Below are 19,528 nucleotides of genomic sequence, written 5' to 3' on the forward strand. Positions count from 1 at the left end.
GGTTATCCACCTGGCCCGTTGGGCCACTTGAGCAGCGATCCGGCGTCGACGCGGATGTGCTGACCGGTGATGTACCGGGCGTCGTCGCTGGCCAGGAAGACCCCGAGGTTGGCCATGTCCTCGGGCTCGATGTAGGGGATCGGCATGGCCTGGAAGAGGGTGAACAACGGTTCGGCGTCCTCGCGGGTGGCCTTCTTGCCTTGCGAGGTCAGATCCGGGCGGAACATCGAGTACATGCCGTCGTTCTGCAACAGGTGGGTGTTGCAGTTGGTCGGGTGAATGGCGTTGACCCGGATCATCCGCGGCGCCAGGTGCAGGCTCATCTCGTCGACGTACTCCATCACGATGCGCTTGCTCCACCCATAGCCGGCGCCACCGGGACCCATGTTCGGATTGTCGGTGGTGCCGCGGATCATTCCGGCGGTCGAACCCGTGACGATGACCGATGCGCCGTCGGGCAGGTGCGGAATGGCGACCGCCACGGTGTTCATCACCCCGACCAGGTCGACGTCGGAGGCGTCGACGAACTGCATCGGGTCGGGTTTGCCCATGGCCATCGGCAGGATGCCGGCGTTGGCGACGACGATGTCGATCTTGCCCAGGTCGGCCAGGCCGGCCTCCACCGCGTCACGCAGTTCGTGCCGCTCGCGCACGTCAGCGATGCGCGCGACGACCCGGCGGCCCAGTTCCTTGACCGCTCGTTCGGTCTCGGCGAGATCATCGGGCGTCGCCAGCGGGTAGGGGTTCGACTCGATCTGGCGACAGATGTCCACCGCGATGATGTCGGCGCCTTCTCTGGCCATCGCGAGGGCGTGGGCACGGCCCTGGCCGCGGGCAGCGCCGGTGATGAATGCGACCTTGCCGCTGAGCTTTCCGGACATGGACCGAACCTATGTGACGGGGTCCGCTTAATCAATAGGTATCGGAACAAAACTTTGGTAGCAGTTTCCCGCCGACGTTCGCTAGCCGGCGGGGCTGCGCTCGGCGGCCCCACGCACCAGGGTGTCGCGAGCCAGGATCAGCGCGGCGCGGGTTCCCTGGGCGCGCACAATGTTCTCCGGCACCCACAGCAGGTCCATCACGCATCGCGACAGCATCTCCATCGACGGCGTCTCGACCCGGATGTCGGCCGAGCGAGTCCCGGCCGACAACAGCGATTTGAGTTGCCGCAGTCGGGTGGTGAACGCCAGGCCGGGGTTGGGAGTGTCCGGCGGAGAGTGCCGCATCCAGGCGAGCTGGATCTTCCACTCGTCCGGGAATTGGTCCAGGGCGTTGATGTTGATCCAGCTCAAGGCGTCGAGCTTGGCTATCGGTGTCGCGTCCGCACGCAGCACGGCCGCGAATCCACCACCGGCTTTGGCGCCGAATGAGGCCATGATCGAGGCCAGCAGCTCGTCTTTCGAGCCGATCAGCCGGTAGACCGTGCCGGTTCCCATCCCCGCCGCGGAGGCGATATCGCGGACGGTGGTGACCTCGTAGCCTTTGCTTCCGAACTCAGCGCGGGCGACCCGGCGGACGTGGGCGGCCTTGTCATCGGCTTCGGCCGCGCGTTCGTCGGCCCAGGTCTGGATCGCCGCTTCGGCGGCCATGAACGCCGGGGAGCGGTCCAACTCGTCGTCGCTGCAGGGCCCAGCGGCCAAGCCCTGCAACATGATGCGGCTGAGCAGCGCCGCGGTCTGGTCGGCGGCCGCCTTGTGCCGGATGACGTCGAGCCCGACATGCATCATCGACTGGCACATCCGGTCGGCGAGCGTCGGTAGGTCGATGTCCGGCCGGATGTGACCGCTCCAGCGCGCGGCCCGCAGGGTCTGCAGCATGGCGTGCTGAGCGCCGGTGGGCGGATTCTGTAGCAGCTTGACCAGTTCCGGATTCGCGCTGGGCGCCTCGTAGAACGACATCTGCAGTGCGGCGCGGTGCGCGACGGCGCACCGCGCGATCGCCGCGCCCAATTCCACGATCGCGTCGGTGACCGGCGCAGAACCCAGTTCGTCCAACCGCTCCTGTGCCACGTCGCCGACCTGCTCGAGGTCGGCGTGGTAGCGCCGGACGAGCTCGACCAGGATGGCTTCCTTGGAGTCGAAATGGTGGTAGAGGCTGCCGGGCAGAATGCCGGCGGCATCGGCGATCTCCTGCAGCGAGGTCCGCAGGCCGGAGGAGGCGATCAGGGTCGCGGCGGTCTGCAGAATCTCGGTGCGGCGCGTGCCGTCGTCGTAGCCGCCGGTACGGTTCGCGGAAGGTGCCGCTCCGGCTGGCTTTCGGCGCCCCACCGTACCTCCACTACGCCCGTGATCAGCCGGGATGTACCCGAGCACCTAGTGACCGAACATTTGGTTGAACGCTACCAGAAGGTAACTGTCGGGCCGGGCAGTTGGGCCGGGCGCCGATCACGTCCCGGTGGGCAGTTTAGCGGCCAGGTCGAGCACGGTCACGGTGTCGGTGCCGGTCTTCTTCAACCGCTGCGAGGAGCGGTAGCCCAGGTCCACGTCGCGCGCCTGCGCCCGCAGCGCACCGACGGTGAGTTGCTCGCGCGGCAGCTTCCCGAACATGTCAAAGGAGAAGAGCCGCAGCGCGTTCTCGTGGGTGATCTTGTCTATCTCGTCGTCGGGCACGCCGTTGAGGTAGCCGGCGAGTGACTCCGGTGCCAGTGGCCACGTCGAGTCGGAGTGCGGATAGTCGCATTCCCAGGTAATCATGTCGAGGTTGAGCTTGTGCCGGTTCTCGATACCGAAGCCGTCGTCGATGAAGCAGGTCACGATGCGCTCCAGGAAGACCTCGCTGGGCAGCTTGCCTCCGAAGTTCTGATGGGTCCAGGCGCGGTGCATCTTGTAGACCCGGTCGACGCGCTCCAGGAAGTAGGGAATCCAGCCGATGCCGCCCTCGGAGAGCGCGAAGGTCAGGTCGGGGAACTTGCGCAGCGTCGGCGACCAGACCAGATCCGCCGCCGCATTGACGATGCTCATCGGCTGCAGGGTGATCATGGTGTCGACGGGGGCGTCGATCGAGGTGATCACCACCGATGACGACGAACCGATGTGCAGGCAGACGACGGTGTTCTCGTCACTGCAGGCCTGCCAGAACGGATCCCAGTGCGGGTCGTGCAGCGAGGGGTACTCGAGTTTGGTGGGGTTCTCCGAGAAGGTGACCGCGTGACAACCCTTCTTCGCCACCCGCCGGACTTCGTCGGCCATCAGGTTCGGGTCCCAGATCGGCGGCAGTGCCAGCGGGACCATCCGGCCCGGGTAGGTGCCGCACCATTCGTCGATGTGCCAGTCGTTGTAAGCCCGCAGCACCGCCAGCGCGAGATCCTTGTCGTTGGCGCGAGCGAAGTACTGTCCGCAGAACTGCGGGTAGGACGGGAAGTTCATCGCGGCGGCAACGCCGTTGGCGTTCATGTCGCGGATCCGCTCGTGGATGTTGTAGCACCCTTCGCGGATCTCGCTCAGTTTGGTCGGCTCGGCGCCGTACTCGTCCGGGGGGCGGCCGGCGACCGCGTTGAGGCCGACGTTGGTGGCTTCCTGTCCCTCGAAGACCCAGGCGTCGGTGCCGTCGGCGCGCTGGATCAGCTTGGGCACATCATCTTTGTATCTGTCGGGGATGTGACCCTCAAACATGTCGGGCGGCTCGACGAGGTGATCGTCGACTGAAACGAGGACGAAGTCGTCCATCTTCATTCCGGGCTCCTCGGGCTGTGCGGGTCATCAACCGGCGTCAGGTGTGTCCGACTCTACGGCGGAACAGATATTTGGTCAACGCTCTGCGATGGAGGCGAACTCGGGGGTGATCAGGTCGTCGATCTCGGCCCACGGGATGGTGATGACCTTGAGGCCGCGACCGAATTGCACGTCAGGAAAGTGGAACTCGATGCCGTCGCGGGTGGGGATCCAGCGCCTGAAGTTGATGTCGACCGGTGCGAACTGGCCGGCGCGCCGCCAGTCGCGCAACTCCGTCGGCGAAGCGACCGGTGTCAGACGCGCCTCGACCCGTTCGCCGAGGCGAGTCAGCCCGGCGGTCTTGTCGCGGAACAGGTTGTCCCACGTGATGATGTCACCGGTGCGGGTGTCGCAGACAACCGTGCCGACCGTCTGCATCGGCATGTGCGGCTCCGCGGTGTTGTACGACCCGACGAAGACCTCTGATACCGTCGTGGCCCGGACGTGCAGCGTTCCCTTCGCGTCAAAGGTCCAGGGCCGCCGCGTTGATCCGTCCCAGGTCGCTTGGGTGACTTCACGGTTCGCCTCGGCGTCGATGTGGCCGTTGATGGCCTCCGACGTCGGTGACTCGCCGGCACCGAGGCGCTGATAGTGCACCGTCCAGCTTCCCAGTCCGTCGGGGCTGGCACCGGCGATCACCGCTTCGAAGGTTTCGGCGCGGGTGACCGCCGCCGTACCGGTGTTGCCCAGCACAAGCAGCACCAAGATCGGAGCGATTCGCCTTGCGAGAGTCACTATTTCAGCTCCACGCGACTGGCCAGCCATCGGCCGTCGACCCGCTCCATGGTCATCGCGACCCGGCTGCGATCCAGCCGCGCCGCCGGGTTGGCGACGTTGGTGATCGCCTGATCGATGAAGAGCAGCACCTCGACTCTGTTCTTCGTCGCCGACTTGACGGCGGAGTCGACCACGATTCCTTTGCTCATCGCCTTGTTATCGATCAGCACCTGGCGCAGCTGGGCCGCCGACTGGCTGTACATGTCCCGGAATTCGCCGGTCGCGCCGTCGACCACCTTCGCGAAGTTGTCGTCGACGCTGGTGGTGTCGATGCTCGTCAGCATGGTGGCATAGGTCTGCGCGGACGCCAGCGCCGCCTTGCTTGCCTCGGCGATGCCGCGCTGCTGCTGGTAGTTCCAGCCCAGGAAAGCCAACGCCCCCAGCGTCGCGACGGAGATGGCGGCGGCGACCGCCAGGGCGACACGACGCGGCCGGCGGGGAGCGGGCGGCGACGCTGCCTCCTCGTCGCCCCCTTCGGAGACGTCGGCCGCGGGGGTTTCGTCGCAGAGTTGCGCGGTCATGGTTTCCTCCTTGGTCAGCTCGGTGGGTCCGGGGGCAGTTGCACCTGCATCGGAACCCCGCCGAAAGGTGTGAGCAGGGTGCGCGAGTCGGCCGGGACCGGATCGGTCTGTGCCAGCGGGTCATAGCCCGGCGGTGGGCCCGCCGTGTCGTCTCCTGGCGGGCGTGGCGCGTTACGGGCGCCGCGGACCAGGACCGAGGGGTCGGGGTTCTGGCAGTAGGTGTGTAGATACGGCTCGGGATAGTTCGGTATGGCCGGTGGCAGGGGCGGAAGCCCGTAGTCGCAGCTGTACCGGGGCCATAGATCCGCGATCACCCAGACCGCCCCGTCGCGCACCACGCTGCTCAATGCCTCGACCGCCGAGCCGCCGCGATCGGAGTTGACGATCTCGTTCAGGGCGGGCAGCCGCGCGTAAGACAGTTGTGCGGTCGTGACGAGATTTCCCAGCAGCTGGACCATGGTGTCGGAGTTGTCGTCGATGATCCTGTCCAGCATGACGAGTGGTCGATCGCCGCTTTCCACCAGAGTGCGGAACCCGCCGTCCATCGCTGCCGCTCCGCGCATGATGGCGTTCACGTTCTGCGAGGTGCGAATCATCCCGGCGCTGCTGTCGACGACGGTCGTCAGCACGGTTCGGCTGGTCCGCAGGACGCTCACCGTCTGGGGAAGGACCGAGTCGAGCGTCGAGATGAGGAACGCCCCGCCGTCGAGCAGGGCGGCGAGCTTGGCCGGCCCCTCATTGGATACCCGAAGCTCAGTGGTGATCGCGGCGAGCTGCTGCGGATCCACCTGTGCCAGTAGTCCATTGGCGTCTGCCAGGAGTTGGGCCAGCGACACCGGTATCGCGGTGTGGTCCTCGGCGATGACGGCCCCGTCGGTCAGGGCCGGTGCGCCGGGCTGCTCGGGCTGGAAGTCCAGGTACTGCTCGCCGGCTGCGGACAGCGCGGAGACCCGGACGCGACTGTTCTGCGGCACCCGTTTGCGGCCGTCGATCTCGACCGTGGCCACGACTCCGGTTTCGCCGAGTTCTACCGCGGCCACCTTGCCGACCCGCACGCCCCGCAGCGTGACGTCCTGGTTGGGTAGCAGGCCGCCGGATTCGCGCAGGTGTACGTGTACGGCGATGGTGGAACGGAACGGGCTGATGCCCAGCGTTCCGCCGATGATGTAGGCCAGGACGGCGATCAGGGTCACGATGATGCCGGTCACCGACACCGCGACGCGGTGGCGCTTGCAGGCTCCGGCCGAATCGACCAGCAGTCGTGCCGGTCCTTCCAAGAGGTGCTGGGTGCTGTTCATCATCGCGGCTGATGCTCGGGCCCGTAGATGCGGCTCAACAACAGATTCCACTCGTATCGGAGGCTGCCGATCATGGCATGCCAGTCGGTGCCGTCCGGGCCATGGATGCCCGGATCGCCGGGGTAGTTCTTGTCGGGCAGCGCCCCGATCGCCAGCTGGGTGACGATTCCGACGGCGTGAATGTCCGGCCCGCTGGTGATGTGGGTGATCCCGGTGATCATCCGATTCCAGATGTTCATATTCAGATCGGGGTCGGTCGAGATCTGGTTGAAGACGTCCGAGAGCCGGTTGAGGTCGCTGATGGTGCTGCGCGTATCGGTGCCCTGCATCGAGGGAAAGCGGTTGAGCTGCCGGGTGATCCGGCTGGCGGAAGATACCAGGTCGGCAAGGTTCGTGGCGTTGTCGGCCAGGGTGGCCGTGGCCGGCGTGGCCGCGGCGAGCGCCGTGTTGAGGGTATCGCGGCGAGCGGTCAGGGTGGCGGCCAGGTCGGAGGTGTTGCGCAACGCCTGGTCTATCTGCGTTGAGCGGGCGTTGAACCGCGACAGCAAGGTGTTGGAGTTGTGCAGCAGTGCGGCGACCTTTTCGCCCCGCCCGCCCACCGCCGTTCCTGCGCCGTTGACGGTGGAGACCAGCCGGCGGATCGCGCCGCCGTTGACCAGGAGGGCGGCCGAACCGAGAACGTCTTCGATGGTCGCGGCGGAGGTGGTGTGGTCTGACGCGATGGTGTCGCCGTCCCCCAGCCGCGCAGAATCCGCAGTCGCATCCGGACCACGTCGCACCGCGATGAAGATATCGCCGAGCGGAGTCGCCGAACGCAGCTCGGCGATGGTGTCGGCGTACAGCGGTGCGTTGGCGCTGACCTTCATCGTCACGTGCGCGGAGAAGTCCCGGGCCTGAAGGGATTGGACCTCACCGATATCGACGCCGTTGAGTTTGACCTTCGCTTTCACCGGCAGGTTCAGCGCGTTGCTGAACACCGCCGTCAGAGTGATATCGCCGTCGATGCGCCCCGGCGCGGGCAGCGGGATGCTGGCCAGACCCCCGGCACACCCAGAGAGCGTCAGCGCCATACCGGCTGCGACCACGGTCCGCATCATTTTGCGACTCCCGCCATGTGTTCGAGTAGTCCCGTCATTCCCTCCACGAAGAAGGTGGTGCCGAACGCGGGCGCGTTGTCGGCGACCGTCCCGGTGGCGCAGCCCAGATCCTTGATCCCGGCGAGGTTGCAGATCTCCTTGGCCATTTGGCCGTTGAGCATGAGTTTGTCGAGCGTGGGATGGATCCGCAGTGTGTGACCACTGGGATCGACGGCGTTATAGATGTTGGTGCCCACCAGCGGGAGTACATCGAGGATCTCTTCGACCTGGCGGCGGTTGTCGTTGAGGGCGACGGTGAGGGAACCGAAATCACTGACGGTTCCCTTGAGGGTGTCGCGGTTCTTTTCCAGGAGTGCGGCCGCCTGGTCGAGGACCTGGTTGGCCTTGGCGCCGGTGCTGCCCGCGCCGAGGTTTTCGGCGGCGATCAGGTCGCTGAGCGCGCGGATGTTCGAGCCGAATTCCCGGATCGCGGTGTCATTGTCGGCGGCGGCCTGGGTCAAGTCGGCGAGGCTGGCAGCGATCGACGCGATGGACTTTCCGGTGGCCGCACCGTTGTCGGAGCTCAGCCGCAGCGCTTGGGAGAGTTGATCGAGGGCGGACTTGATGTCGGGCCCGCTACCGGAGGAGATCTTGGCGCCGATCCCGATCAGGTTGGCGAGCGGGCCGTGGCCCTGGCCGTCGCCCTCCAAAGCGCGAGAGAGCTTGTCGGCCATGGCCAGGGTGCGATCGAACTCGACGGGCGTTCTGGTACGGGGAAGGCTGATGACATCCCGGTCGCGCAGCTTGGGGCCACCGCCGTACGGCGGTGTCAGCTCGACGTGCCGATCGGTCAGGATGGACGTCGCGACGGTGACCGCCTGAACGTCGGCGGGGATGTCGACGTTTTTGTCGATGACGAGTTTCACCTCGACGTAGCTGTCTTTGGGGACGATTTCGGTGACCTTGCCGACCGGCATCCCGAGGATGGACACCGCATTGCCCTCGTAGAGCCCGACGGCTTCTTCGAACTGCGCCGTGACGGTCAAAGCCCGGTGCCGATTACCGGATGCTGAGTGCCACAGCAGTATTCCGGCGATGGCGAGGAGTGCCAGCCCGATCGCGATCGACCTGGTACGGGTGGCAATGGCGGTCATCCGGGCAGCCTCGCCGGGTCCGGCGGCGGCCAGCCCGGGAACGGGTCCCCGGCGGGTTGGCAATCGGTGAAGTACTGCGCCAGCCCGAATTGCTTTCCGCGTCCGCTGAGTGCACACATCCACGAGTCGATGAGCACCCCGGCCGGCAGGTTGATGTCGAGCGCGGTACCGCTGCCGCTGGCGTTGGCGAGGTTGCGGAACGCCACCGGCATCACCTGCAGCGTATTGCGGACCAGCGCGTCGTGGCTGGCGGCCATCTGCGCGAATTGCTGCATGTTGGCCAGCAGCTCGTTGATCGCGGGCTCGTCGCCCAGGATCGTTTTCACGGTGTCGACCAGGGCGGTGGTGCCGTCGAGCAAGCGGTGCAGCGACGCCTGCCGGGCGTTGATCGTCTGGAGCAGGTCGCGGCCCTGGATGACCAGCGCGCCGAGGTCGGCCTTCTGGTCGCGGATCAACCCGGTGATGGTGTCGACGTTCTGGAGCAGGGACCCGATCTGATCGCGCCGGGTGGCGATCACGGCGGCCAGGGATTGGACGTTTTGCAGGGCCTCTGGCAGCGCCTCGGGCACACCGGCGAGGCCGTTGCTCATCTCGGCCATGGAGGCGGCGATGCGGTCGGCGTCGACCTGTTCGAAGGTGGTGGTTGCGTCGGCCAGGGTGGCCTGCAGGTTGTAGGGCACCGACGTGTTGGCCAAGGCGATGGTGCGGGAACGCAGTTCGCCGTCTCCGGCGGGGGACAACTCGAGGTAGCGCCGCCCCAGCAGGGTGGTCAGCTTGATCGCCGCTCGGGAGGCATCGCCGACCCGCACACCGTTGCCGACGGTGAATTTCACCGTGACGTGATCGCCGGTGAGCGCGACGTCTTTGACGGTGCCAACCTCGATTCCCGCCACGGTGACCTGGTCCCCGGGCCGCAGTTGGGCGGCCTGTGCGAACTCGGCCCGATACCCGGAGTGCCCCAGTGCCAACTTGCCGATGCCGACCAGTGCGGTGATGACCACGGCCATGATCGCCACCGTGATGGTGCCCACCCAGATCGGGTTGTAGCCCTCGATCGCGCGCTTGGGTCTCGGTGACATCGCCGTCCTACCTGCAGATCGGTGAGTGTTGGACGATGTTGCCCGGGGAGGCCAGTTTGACGGTGCCGGGGATGACCCGGCCCAAGAACGCGAACACCGTGGAGTTGATGTCGCAGATGTAGCCGTCGATGTAGCTTCCGCTCTGGGTTGCTCGGGCAAGGCCTTTGAGCACCAGCACCAGATTCGCCCCGTAGTGGGCGAACCGCTGCCGGCCTTCGCCGGTGAGATGCCCCACGAATCCGGGCTCGCGCGCCAGAAACTCCTCAAGCTGCGGATAGATCGCATCCAGCAGAACCGACAGGCGATCGGTTGCCTGGGTGATCGAACCGGTCGATGCCGCCAACTCGTCGCGCCGCGCGGCCAGTGTCGATAATGCGGTGCGGGAGTAGTCGATCACCGATTGCAGGTCCCGGTCTTGGCGCGCCAGGATCGCGGTGACCTCGTCGAGGTTGGCGATGACGTCGCCGAGGACCTGATCGGGCCCGGCGAACGATTCGGCCAGAGCTGAGGTCTGACTGATCAGGGTCACGACCGACGCGGAATCGCCTTGCAGTGCCGCAATGATGCCACCGGTGAGGTTGTCGACCTGCCGCGGGCTCAGGAGGGTGAACAGCGGCTCGAATCCGTTGAGCAGATGGGAGATGTCGAACGACGGGTTGGTGCGCTCGACGGGGATGATGCCGTGATCTGGTAACGCCTTGGGGGAGTCGCCGGTTCCGGGGGCGAGCCCGAGATAACGCTGGCCGATGATGTTCTGGTAGGTCACCGATGCGGTCGTGTCGTCGTAGAGGGTGTGGGCCTTCGGAACTCGGAACGTGACTCTGGCCAGGGTGCCGTCCAAGTCCACCCGGTCGACGCGTCCCACCCGAACGCCTGCGGTGCGTACGTCATCGCCGCTGTGCAGTCCGGATACGTCGGTGAACATCGCGCTGTAGGTGTTGGTCGGGCCGGAGACTTCTCGGCGCAGCGTGACGAAGACCAGCCACGTCGCGGTGAGGGAAAGCACCAGGAACAAACTCAACCCGAGCAGCGCCTTGCGGTACCTCATCGGGCACCGCCCGCGCTCGCCGTCAACCGCACGGTGGTGCCGCGAAGCAGCGGCGTCAGCAGGATTTCGGCCCCCACGTTGGCCTGATCGCCCATGATGACCTTGAGCTGTTGCTTCTCGGTGCTACTGCCGACCGGGCCGACGTTGCCGCCGAATGACTGCGGTTGCACCGGCTCCGGTGCTTCCGGTTCGGGGCCGGCGGGCGGGGGCAGGACAGAGAAGCGTGGTGGTGCGAAATTCGGCCGGTTCTCGGTGATGCCGGGGGGCAGCGGAAAGCCGCGGGTTTCCAGCGACGGCGTCAATGCCGGTGCGGTGGGGACCTCGGGAGCGGTGAAACAACTGGGCCCGAGCATGTCCCCGTAGCGGGGGCAGTCCGAGCGCACATAGGTGCGGGTCGGGTTCAACGAGATGACGGCTTTGGCCTGCAGCTGATTGGTGTCGTAATTCCAGGCGACGTCCATGACCCGGCCGACCAGTGTGGTCAACCGAGTCGAGATGCCGTGCAGGGTCTCGGCGTGATCGCCCAGCACGCCCAGCACCGGTGTCAGCTTCGTGGAGATGTCGATCATCCGGTCGGTGTTGTTGTCGAAGGCATCGCCGAGCACTCCGGCGGTGCCCAGCCCGACCGAGAGCAGATTCATCAGCTCTGAACGCTTTTCGGCAAGAGTCCGCATCGGCTGGACCGCGTTATCGAGAGCGTCGAGTAGCTCCGGCGCCGTCTGCCCCAGGGCGGCGGTGGCCGCGGTGAGCGCGGACATGGTCGACGGGCCGATGGTGTCGTCGGTGACGACGGTGCTGAGCTGGTTGACGATCTCGTTCAGGTCGCCGCCGGCACGCTGTAGCCGATCGCCCCGACCGCTGGTCGCCTCGCCCAGGGCGGTGAGCCATCCCACGCTATCGCCGGTGGGCTGGCGCCCCACCGATGCGAGCACTTGGCGGAACTTGTTCAACGTGGTCTCGAAGAGCACGGTCGGCAGGGTCTGATCTTCTTTGATCACCGCTCCGGTGCGCACGGGGGCCGAATATGGGCCGTTGTCGACCAGTTGCACCGAGGACACCGCGAAGACGTTCGACGGCACCACTCGGGCGGTCACTGTGGCGGGAATGCCGGGCGCGTGTGCGGGGCTCAGATCGAGTCGCACCAGGTTGGGATGGCCCGTCGCAGCGGGGGTGACGGCCGAGACGAATCCGACCAGCATGCCCCGGAACTTGACGTCGGACTTCACCGGCAGGCCGTCACCGACATTGACGAGTTCGGCGCTGACCCGCACGGAATGCTGCAGCACGCCCTGGGACTGCGCGATCATCAGTGTCGCGGCGACGGCGACGATCGCCAGTAGTGCCAGCCCGTCGAGGAACAACCGGGCGTTGGAGGGCCCACCATCATTGGCCTCGAAGGAGTTCGGCATCGTCAGCCTCCGAACCTGGCGCCGGCGTTGACGCCCCACATCGCCATGGTCAGCAGCGCATTCAAGATGATCACCACCGTGATGGTGGCCCGCATCGCATGACCGGCTGCCACTCCCACTCCCTGCGGGCCGCCTGAGGCGAAATATCCGTAGTAGCACTGGATCACGGCGGCGAAGAAGATGAAGATGACTCCCTTGATGGTGGCGTAGAAGACGTCACGTCCGCTGCTGAACAGGGCGAAGTAGTGGCCGTAGGTACCCGCGGAAGTGTCGGCGATGATGCCGACCACGACCTGCGCGGACAGATATGCCGCCGCCAGGCATACCAGGAACAACGGGATGGCAGCCAGAACCGACGCTGCCACCCGCGTGGTCACCAGGTACGGAATCGGTTTGATCGCCAGGGCATCCATCGCGTCGATCTCTTCGGCAATGCGCATGGCGCCCAGTTGAGCGGTGAAACGGCAGCCCGCCTGGGTGGTGAAGGCGATCGCGATCATGACCGGCACCAACTCGCGGGTGGAGCCCCACGAGGACAATAGCCCGGTCGCCGGCCCGAGGCCCAACAGGTTCAGCGCGTTGTAGCCCTCGATGGCCAGCAGCGCGCCGGCGGTGATACCCAGCACCACGGAGACGCCCATGGTGCCGCCGCCCACCACGAGCGCCCCGTTGCCCCAGGCGATATCGGACAGATTGCGGAAGAACTCCCGGCGGTAACGAGCCAGCATGACCGGCACCGCCAACACCACACGACAGATGAAGTCCAGCATGTGGCCGCCCTTGGCCACGGGCAGCCACACGGCCTCGGCCGTTCGAAGGAGGTGGTGAACCGCACGAGGGCGGTAGACGGCTACGGTCATCGCGCTTACAGGCTCGCTTTGGGGAAGAGCAGCAGATACAACTGGCTCATTCCGACGTTGACGATCATCAGCAGCAGAATCGATTCGACCACCGCGGCGTTCACCGAATTGGCGACCCCGGCCGGCCCTCCGCGGGTGTCCAAACCTTTGTGGCAGGCCACCACCGCGACGATCGCTCCGAAGGCGATCGCCTTGGCCAAAGCCAGGACGAGGTCGTCGACAGTCGCGAAGGAGGCGAAGGTGGCAACGAACGATCCCGGAGTTCCGCTCTGCACGAACACGTTGAACAGGTAGCCGACGAAGAAGCCGGCGCACGTCGCCAGCCCGGTCAACGCGACGCCCACCAAGATCAGTGCGGCGAAACGGGGAACCACCAGTCGGCGGATCACCGAAACCCCCATGACCTCCATCGCCGCGACTTCCTCGCGCATCGTCCGCGACCCGAGGTCTGCGCTCACCGCCGAGCCGACCGCTGCCGCCAGCAGTATCGCGGCGACCAGGGGCGCTCCTTGGCGGATCACCACCAGCCCGTTGGCGGCGCCCGAGAGAGATTCGGCGCCGACCTGCCCGGCGAGTACGGCGAACTGAATCGAGAGCGTGACCCCGACCGGAATCGTCACCAGCAGTGTCGGGACCAAGGCGGTACCGGCCATGAACGCGGCCTGCTTGACGAACTCCGATACCGCGAAGCGTCCGGTGAACAGATCGATGAAAAGGTACTGCACGGTACGCAGACCGAGGATCGCCTGACCGCCCACCGTGCCCAGCGACCGCAGCGGATGTGCCCGGACATAGGACCGCGCCCAGGCACCGACTTCGGCAAGGGGCGACCCCCCGTCGATCTCGTCTTCGCGCTCCGATGAGACAGTCAGCGGACCCTCCCCGTTCCGAACGCCAAGCCGTTGACCGAGCTACGGGCCAAACCGGCCAGACTGCTGCAACCGCTCTGCCAACGCCTCGGCACAGCGGACCCAATGTTTGGTTTCGTCAGCGGAGCCTATCGTGCGCTGCCGGTGTGGTCAACGCTTTGTCGGGCGCGGTGTCGGCTTCCCGCCAGAGGCCGTGGATCGGCTGGTTCGGTACGCCCGGGAACAGTTGCTCGCTCGGGCCCGAGGTCACCCAACCGCCGAGCTTGGTGGCTAGATGCGGGGCGAACACCGCTCCGTACAGTCCGTTTCCGATCACGATGACGGCGACGATGGACAACACCGACGATTTCCATCGGGTCGTCGAGCGGTTGTCGGCCCACGCCTCGATGACGTTGCGGCCCTGCGCGTCCGTTCGCCCGAGCAGATAGGTGAAGACCATCATCTGCACGCCCATGGCCAGGGCGTCGTACAGCGGATACTGCTGCGGCGTCCCTTCGCTCAATGCCAGACCTGGGATGACGTAGCCATAGGAGAAATTGCCGAGCCGGGCGCCCAACATGCCGTTGAACAGAAACGCCCAGCAGAAGCCGACGATTAGACCGACCGTCAGCAGCGTGACAGGGCGGCGCCAGCCGAATCCCGCGGCGACTCGGCGTCCAAGCGAGGACCCGATCAGGGCCGGCACGAGGAAGTAGGACATGTAGCCGATGGGCACGGCCAACGGCAGACCGCCCCAGGTCATGTTCAGCGGCCACCATGACGGCATCCGGGGCAGCTCCGGCGGGAATTGCGCATACATCGCCCAGTCGTACGGGGCCTCGATCCAAGAGAACGAGAGCGCCGAGATGCAGAGCAGCAACAGCGGGTGTAGATGCCGGCGACGGTAACTCAGGTAGACACCTACCGCGAAGAACACGATTCCGGTGACGTAGGAGAAGATCTGGGCGGCCGCAAGCGACGGCGCCAGCCCGGCGCTCACCGGCGGGCCTCCGGGTCGAAGTAGAGCACCACTCCGTAGATCAGTGCGATCAACCCGAGCAGGGTGCCCAGCATGATGACAGCGCCCACGTCCGCCTCCTTCACAGCATTTCGGTAGGTAGTGGATACTATCCTTTCTAGATAGCGGAGACTATCCTAAATTCGTCCGATGTCGAGTGAGATTCGAGGAGTGAATCAGGTTGTCCCAGCGAACCTCCGGTGCCGGACGGAGTACGGTGGCGGTCCGACGGCCCCGCGGCGAACCGCGCCGGCTGCTACTCGATGCCGCACGAGACCTCTTCGCCCGCCAGGACTATCGCAGCACCACGACGCGGGAGATCGCGCAGGCGGCCGGCGTCACCGAACCGCTGTTGTTCCGCCACTTCGGCTCCAAAGCGACGCTGTTCCGGGAGGCGCTCGTCGCACCGTTCATCGGCTTCGTCGAAGAATTCGGTCACACGTGGCAATCGCTTGACCCCGAGCAGACCAGCGAGGAGGAGCTGGCCCGCCACTTCGTCGGGCGGCTCTACGACGTATTCGTCGGTCACCAGGGCCTGCTGCTGACATTGATGGCATCGGATTCCCTCACCGATGAGGAGGCGGCCGAGGCCGGCATCGCCGACGTCCGGCGGTCGATCACCCTGCTGGGCCAGATCAGCGCGGAAGGGATGAATCTGCGCTCGATCGGGTCACCGCATCCGAATCTGCCGGCGCACTCCACCGTGGCGATGATCGCCGGAATGGCCGCCTTGCGTTCGACCTACTTCGGCTCCCGGCCGCCGTCGAGAAAAGTGATCGTCGAGGAACTCACGCAGGCGAGCCTGCACGGCTTCCTGCACCGCAACAACCAAGGGGTGTGACCATGACAGGCGCCAGCGCGCTCGAGCTGTACTACGACCCGTTCGACCGCGACATCGATGACGACCCGTACCCGGTGTGGAAGCGCATGCGTGAGGAAACACCGTTGTACTACAACGAGAAATTCAACTTTTATGCGCTGAGCCGCTACGAGGACGTGGTGCGCGAGCTGCCGAACTGGGAGACCTACCGCTCCGGGCGGGGGACCACCGCGGACATCTTGTTCAACAACATCGAGGTACCGCCGGGAATCCTGTTATTCGAGGACCCGCCGCTGCACGATCTGCACCGCGCTCTGCTGTCCCGGGTCTTCACCCCTCGCCGGATGCTGGCCGTAGAACCTCTGGTCCGGGAGTTCTGCGTCAAAGAGCTGGACCCGCTCGTCGGTGCCGGCGGCTTCGATTTCATCGCCGATCTCGGAGCGATGATGCCGATGCGCACGATCGGCTATCTGCTGGGCATTCCGGAAAAGGACCAGGAGGCGATCCGGGACCGCAACGGCTCCTTCATCGAGATGGCCGAGGGGCGCGAACCCGGTGATGTCAGCCAGCAGATATTCGCCGACACCATCATGATGTTCGCCGAGTACATCGAGTGGCGTGCCAACCATCCCTCCGATGATCTGATGACCGACCTGCTGCGGGCGGAGATCGAGGAGGCCGACGGCACCCGGCGCCTGCTGACCCGCACCGAGGTGCTCGCCTATACCGCCATGATCGCCGGAGCCGGAAACGAGACCACGGCCCGGCTGATCGGATTCATGGCACAGTTGCTCTCGGATCATCCGGACCAACGTCGCGAACTCGCGGCCGATCCGGCCCTGATCCCGGGCGCGGTCGAGGAGACGCTGCGCTACGAACCTCCCTCGCCGGTGCAGGCACGCTATGTCGCCCGCGACGCCGAGCACTACGGCCGGCCGGTTCCGGAGGGGTCGTTCATGTTGCTGCTCAACGGATCCGCCAACCGTGACCACCGGCAGTACGCCGACCCGGACCGCTTCGATATCCATCGCGGCGGCAGCCACCTCAGCTTCGGCAAGGGGGTGCACTTCTGCCTCGGGTCGGCGTTGGCCCGATTGGAGGCCAGGGTGGCCTTCGAGGAGGTCCTGAAGCGGTGGCCCGACTGGGAAGTCGACTACGCGGGCGCCGAACGCGCCCACACCGCCAGCGTGCGGGGGTGGGCGCGGCTACCTGTTGTCACCCGGTGAGCCTCACATGGCGATGCCGAGCCGATCGCAGACGCCGAACACCTCCTCGAAGATGGAGTCGGGAACGGTGAACGGGTCGGTCGCCGACACCTGCGCCAGATGCGCCGCAATGTCCTCGGCGGCGGGATCGGCACCGGATTCGGGGAGCCAGCCCTGGCCGAGTCCGACGAAGACACGGGCGAATCGCCCGGCGCAGGCCGAGTAGTTTCGATGCGTGACATCGCAGTCCCGGCTGGCCAGGTAGACCACGATCGGCACCACCAACTCTGGCCGGATCGCCCCTAGGAACCCGGCCTCTTCGATCGCTTCGGGGTCGCCGACCGTGTCGGTGACCATCCGGGAAAACCCGAACGGCAGCACGGTATTGGACCGGATTCCCAGTGGGGCACCCTCGATCGCAATGACATTGGAGAGCCCGACCAGTCCGGCTTTGGCGGCGGCGTAGTGGGCTTCTAACGGCTGGCCGAACATGCCGCCCGACGAGGAGATGAATACGAACCGGCCATAACCCTGCTTCTTCATCACCCGGTATGCGGGCTGACTCAGATAGAACCCGCCGTCCAGATGCACCCGCAGCATGCGCCGCCAGTCGTCAGCGGACATCTCCTCGAACGCAATGCTGTTGAAGATCCCCGCATTGCTGACCACGGCATCAAGGCGGCCGAATCGCTCGACGGCAGCGGCGACGATCGCCTCGCCGCCGGCCGGGCTGTCCACCGAGTCGTGCGATGCCACGGCGACACCGCCGGCAGCAGCGATCTCGTCGGCCACCAGGGCGGCAACGTGGGCGTCGGCGCCGTCACCGTGCATCGACCCACCGAGGTCGTTGACCACTACCGAGGCGCCGCGTCGAGCCAGCTCTATCGCATAGAGGCGGCCCAGGCCTCGTCCTGCCCCGGTGACGACGACCACCTGGTCGGTGAAATCGATCATCGCGGCGCCTACCCCTCGATTGACTGTGGTCGCAGCGGACTCTACGGTGGAACAGATATTTGGTCAACCGGATAGGCGAGGGGGTCCGTGAACCACCACGAAGCCGGCGAATCCCTGCGGCGCTGGAACCTGTTGGCGTCGGCGCTATCCGGCCGGGCGCTGCAGGTGGCAGCAGGTGACGCCGGCGAACCCACGTGGACCGACGGCAAGACCGTCTACGTCGATCCGGCCCTGGAGGCGGCCCGCCAGCTCGAGGCGGTGGCGGTTCAGGCCAGCCTGCTGGCGGCCGGGAGTCTGGAACCCCGCCTGATCCGCAAGCTGGTTCGGCGCCGCGCCCTGACCGCCCGCTACCTCGCTGTCGAAGGGCATCGGGCGCTGGCGGCCAATGTCGAACTGTTGCCCCCCGCGGCGGCCTCGCTGATCGACCGGGAGCTCGCCGGTCGCAGCGAATCTCCCGCCGCCTCGCTGGTGCTGGCCGGCACGCTCGACGACGCTCCTCCCGACGCGTTCGGTGTGATCCGCCCGGGAAAGGTGCTGACGGACAAGAGCACCGGCGAATCGAGTGCCGGCCAGCAGCATCAACCGCGTCAGCAGAGTAAGCCGCTGGCCGACCTCGACGACGGTGACGACGGCCCCGAGGACGTCATGGATGTCTTCTCCAGTCCGGTCGGCGGCAGCGGCGCGCTGGGCCGGCTGGTCGCCAAGATGCTCGAGGTGACCCGTCGGCTGGGCGGCAACGGCCCGCCGGGGGCCGACGCGCCCACGCATCGGACCCGATCCGGACGGCGTGGCGGCAGCGCGGTGTCCTCTGCCGGCATCGGGGCTCTTGATGACGACACCGCCGCCGGCAGCACCACCGGGACGACCTATCCCGAATGGGACGTGAATCGCCGGCGCTATCGGCAGAACTGGTGCACCGTAGTGGAAATCGCGGCGAGCACCGGCAACGCGGCGACGCCGGCGGGCGACTATGGATTGCGGCGACCGCTGGCCCGGCTCGGCGTGGGCTTGGATCGCTACCACCGCCAGCCGCAGGGCGACGACATCGATCTGGATGCGGCGATCGAGGGCCGGGTGGAGGTGCTCGCCGGGTCGGCGCCCGACGAAGCGGTCTACCTGGACAGCCTGCGCCGGCGGCGCGATCTGTCGGTGCTGATCCTGCTGGACGTCTCTGGTTCGGCGGCCGAGCCCGGCACCCTGGGTCAGACCGTGCATGCTCAACAGCGCGCGGCAGCCGCGGCATTGGCCACCGCTCTGCACGATCTGGGAGATCGCCTCGCGCTCTATGCATTTGCCTCCCAGGGCAGGTCGGCGGTGCACCTCACCCCGGTGAAGCGCTTCGACGACCCGCTCGACGCCCTCGCGCTGAGGCGGTTACAGGGTCTCAAACCCGGTGCCTACTCGCGGCTGGGTGCGGCGATCCGGCACGGCGCGGCCGTCCTGGAAGACCGTGGCGGTACGCCCCGGCGGCTGCTCGTCGTGCTCTCCGACGGACTGGCCTACGACCACGGCTACGAGCGGGTCTACGGCGCGGCCGATGCCCGCCGCGCCCTGGCCGAGGCGCGCCGGCGCGGCACCGGTTGTCTGTGCCTGACGGTCGGAGCGGCCACCGATGTCGACGAGTTGCGCCGGGTATTCGGCAGCGCCGCCCACGCGACCATTCCCCGGCTCGAACAGCTCAACCGGGTGATCGGCCCGCTGTTTCGGTCGGCGCTGAGCTCAGCCGACTTGCGACGACGGATCGCATGAAG

Annotated in this window: 17 protein-coding genes and 1 pseudogene; 3 read left to right on the plus strand and 15 right to left on the minus strand. The window is 66.5% G+C overall.

Annotation, left to right across the window (positions count from 1 at the left end; genetic code table 11):
- Positions 1–2: 2 nt before the first annotated feature.
- The 14 genes and pseudogenes from A5648_RS13245 to A5648_RS13310 all read right to left on the minus strand — a co-directional run.
- On the minus strand, positions 3–881 hold the full coding sequence (locus A5648_RS13245; protein WP_065024989.1) for a mycofactocin-coupled SDR family oxidoreductase: 879 nt from the start codon (positions 879–881) through the stop codon (positions 3–5).
- Between the two features lie 81 nt (positions 882–962).
- A complete protein-coding gene (locus A5648_RS13250; RefSeq protein WP_065024990.1) occupies positions 963–2,267 on the minus strand; it encodes a TetR/AcrR family transcriptional regulator in 1,305 nt (434 codons plus the stop codon).
- A gap of 117 nt (positions 2,268–2,384) precedes the next feature.
- Positions 2,385–3,671: an amidohydrolase family protein gene (locus A5648_RS13255; protein ID WP_065024991.1), complete on the minus strand. Its 1,287-nt coding sequence runs from the start codon at positions 3,669–3,671 to the stop codon at positions 2,385–2,387.
- Positions 3,672–3,746: 75 nt separating this feature from the next.
- Complete coding sequence (locus tag A5648_RS13260) at positions 3,747–4,445, minus strand: RsiV family protein (protein ID WP_234787421.1); 699 nt, start codon at positions 4,443–4,445, stop codon at positions 3,747–3,749.
- Positions 4,445–5,008 (minus strand): hypothetical protein, encoded by a 564-nt coding sequence (locus tag A5648_RS13265; RefSeq protein ID WP_065024992.1) that lies wholly within the window; start codon positions 5,006–5,008, stop codon positions 4,445–4,447. Before A5648_RS13265 ends, A5648_RS13260 begins: the two co-directional genes overlap by 1 nt.
- 14 nt (positions 5,009–5,022) lie before the next feature.
- Positions 5,023–6,309 carry an MlaD family protein gene (locus tag A5648_RS13270; protein WP_082966477.1) on the minus strand — a complete coding sequence of 429 codons (1,287 nt, stop codon included), beginning with the start codon at positions 6,307–6,309 and terminating at the stop codon, positions 5,023–5,025.
- Positions 6,306–7,403 carry an MCE family protein gene (locus A5648_RS13275; protein ID WP_065024993.1) on the minus strand — a complete coding sequence of 366 codons (1,098 nt, stop codon included), beginning with the start codon at positions 7,401–7,403 and terminating at the stop codon, positions 6,306–6,308. Before A5648_RS13275 ends, A5648_RS13270 begins: the two co-directional genes overlap by 4 nt.
- Positions 7,400–8,536: an MlaD family protein gene (locus A5648_RS13280; protein ID WP_065025015.1), complete on the minus strand. Its 1,137-nt coding sequence runs from the start codon at positions 8,534–8,536 to the stop codon at positions 7,400–7,402. Before A5648_RS13280 ends, A5648_RS13275 begins: the two co-directional genes overlap by 4 nt.
- Complete coding sequence (locus A5648_RS13285) at positions 8,533–9,615, minus strand: MCE family protein (RefSeq protein ID WP_065024994.1); 1,083 nt, start codon at positions 9,613–9,615, stop codon at positions 8,533–8,535. The genes A5648_RS13280 and A5648_RS13285 overlap by 4 nt, the downstream gene beginning before the upstream one ends.
- 7 nt (positions 9,616–9,622) lie before the next feature.
- Positions 9,623–10,663 (minus strand): MCE family protein, encoded by a 1,041-nt coding sequence (locus A5648_RS13290; protein ID WP_065024995.1) that lies wholly within the window; start codon positions 10,661–10,663, stop codon positions 9,623–9,625.
- Positions 10,660–12,072: an MlaD family protein gene (locus tag A5648_RS13295; protein ID WP_065024996.1), complete on the minus strand. Its 1,413-nt coding sequence runs from the start codon at positions 12,070–12,072 to the stop codon at positions 10,660–10,662. Before A5648_RS13295 ends, A5648_RS13290 begins: the two co-directional genes overlap by 4 nt.
- A gap of 2 nt (positions 12,073–12,074) precedes the next feature.
- Positions 12,075–12,932, minus strand: a complete 858-nt coding sequence (locus A5648_RS13300; RefSeq protein WP_065024997.1) for an ABC transporter permease — start codon at positions 12,930–12,932, stop codon at positions 12,075–12,077.
- A gap of 5 nt (positions 12,933–12,937) precedes the next feature.
- Positions 12,938–13,804, minus strand: coding sequence for an MlaE family ABC transporter permease (locus tag A5648_RS13305; protein WP_065024998.1), 867 nt, complete (start codon positions 13,802–13,804; stop codon positions 12,938–12,940).
- 196 nt (positions 13,805–14,000) lie between these two features.
- Positions 14,001–14,780, minus strand: a pseudogene (locus A5648_RS13310) (spirocyclase AveC family protein); the annotation flags it as partial.
- Positions 14,781–14,979: 199 nt separating this feature from the next.
- On the opposite strand from A5648_RS13310, the gene A5648_RS13315 reads away from it, so the two are divergent.
- Together A5648_RS13315 and A5648_RS13320 are read left to right on the plus strand one after the other, a co-directional pair.
- The gene (locus A5648_RS13315; protein WP_065024999.1) at positions 14,980–15,639 is read left to right on the plus strand and encodes a TetR/AcrR family transcriptional regulator; all 660 of its coding nucleotides are present in this window, start codon (positions 14,980–14,982) and stop codon (positions 15,637–15,639) included.
- 2 nt (positions 15,640–15,641) lie between these two features.
- Complete coding sequence (locus tag A5648_RS13320) at positions 15,642–16,844, plus strand: cytochrome P450 (protein ID WP_065025000.1); 1,203 nt, start codon at positions 15,642–15,644, stop codon at positions 16,842–16,844.
- Between the two features lie 3 nt (positions 16,845–16,847).
- Here A5648_RS13320 and A5648_RS13325 read toward each other — a convergent pair whose 3' ends face one another.
- Positions 16,848–17,777 carry an SDR family NAD(P)-dependent oxidoreductase gene (locus A5648_RS13325; RefSeq protein WP_065025001.1) on the minus strand — a complete coding sequence of 310 codons (930 nt, stop codon included), beginning with the start codon at positions 17,775–17,777 and terminating at the stop codon, positions 16,848–16,850.
- A gap of 87 nt (positions 17,778–17,864) precedes the next feature.
- On the opposite strand from A5648_RS13325, the gene A5648_RS13330 reads away from it, so the two are divergent.
- Positions 17,865–19,526, plus strand: a complete 1,662-nt coding sequence (locus A5648_RS13330) for a nitric oxide reductase activation protein NorD (protein ID WP_234787422.1) — start codon at positions 17,865–17,867, stop codon at positions 19,524–19,526.
- The last annotated feature ends 2 nt before the right edge of the window (positions 19,527–19,528 follow it).

This window comes from Mycolicibacter sinensis (genome assembly GCF_001673565.1).
In the GTDB taxonomy this organism is placed as follows: domain Bacteria; phylum Actinomycetota; class Actinomycetes; order Mycobacteriales; family Mycobacteriaceae; genus Mycobacterium; species Mycobacterium sinense_C.

What these genes read in the sequence shown, in the direction of transcription:
- A5648_RS13275 (WP_065024993.1), bottom strand. Translation starts at nt 7,403, where the DNA reads ATGATGCGGACCGTGGTCGCAGCCGGTATGGCGCTGACGCTCTCTGGG.
- A5648_RS13280 (WP_065025015.1), bottom strand. Translation starts at nt 8,536, where the DNA reads ATGACCGCCATTGCCACCCGTACCAGGTCGATCGCGATCGGGCTGGCA.
- A5648_RS13255 (WP_065024991.1), bottom strand. Translation starts at nt 3,671, where the DNA reads ATGAAGATGGACGACTTCGTCCTCGTTTCAGTCGACGATCACCTCGTC.
- A5648_RS13245 (WP_065024989.1), bottom strand. Translation starts at nt 881, where the DNA reads ATGTCCGGAAAGCTCAGCGGCAAGGTCGCATTCATCACCGGCGCTGCC.
- A5648_RS13325 (WP_065025001.1), bottom strand. Translation starts at nt 17,777, where the DNA reads ATGATCGATTTCACCGACCAGGTGGTCGTCGTCACCGGGGCAGGACGA.
- A5648_RS13265 (WP_065024992.1), bottom strand. Translation starts at nt 5,008, where the DNA reads ATGACCGCGCAACTCTGCGACGAAACCCCCGCGGCCGACGTCTCCGAA.
- A5648_RS13295 (WP_065024996.1), bottom strand. Translation starts at nt 12,072, where the DNA reads ATGCCGAACTCCTTCGAGGCCAATGATGGTGGGCCCTCCAACGCCCGG.
- A5648_RS13320 (WP_065025000.1), top strand. Translation starts at nt 15,642, where the DNA reads ATGACAGGCGCCAGCGCGCTCGAGCTGTACTACGACCCGTTCGACCGC.
- A5648_RS13285 (WP_065024994.1), bottom strand. Translation starts at nt 9,615, where the DNA reads ATGTCACCGAGACCCAAGCGCGCGATCGAGGGCTACAACCCGATCTGG.
- A5648_RS13300 (WP_065024997.1), bottom strand. Translation starts at nt 12,932, where the DNA reads ATGACCGTAGCCGTCTACCGCCCTCGTGCGGTTCACCACCTCCTTCGA.
- A5648_RS13270 (WP_082966477.1), bottom strand. Translation starts at nt 6,309, where the DNA reads ATGATGAACAGCACCCAGCACCTCTTGGAAGGACCGGCACGACTGCTG.
- A5648_RS13290 (WP_065024995.1), bottom strand. Translation starts at nt 10,663, where the DNA reads ATGAGGTACCGCAAGGCGCTGCTCGGGTTGAGTTTGTTCCTGGTGCTT.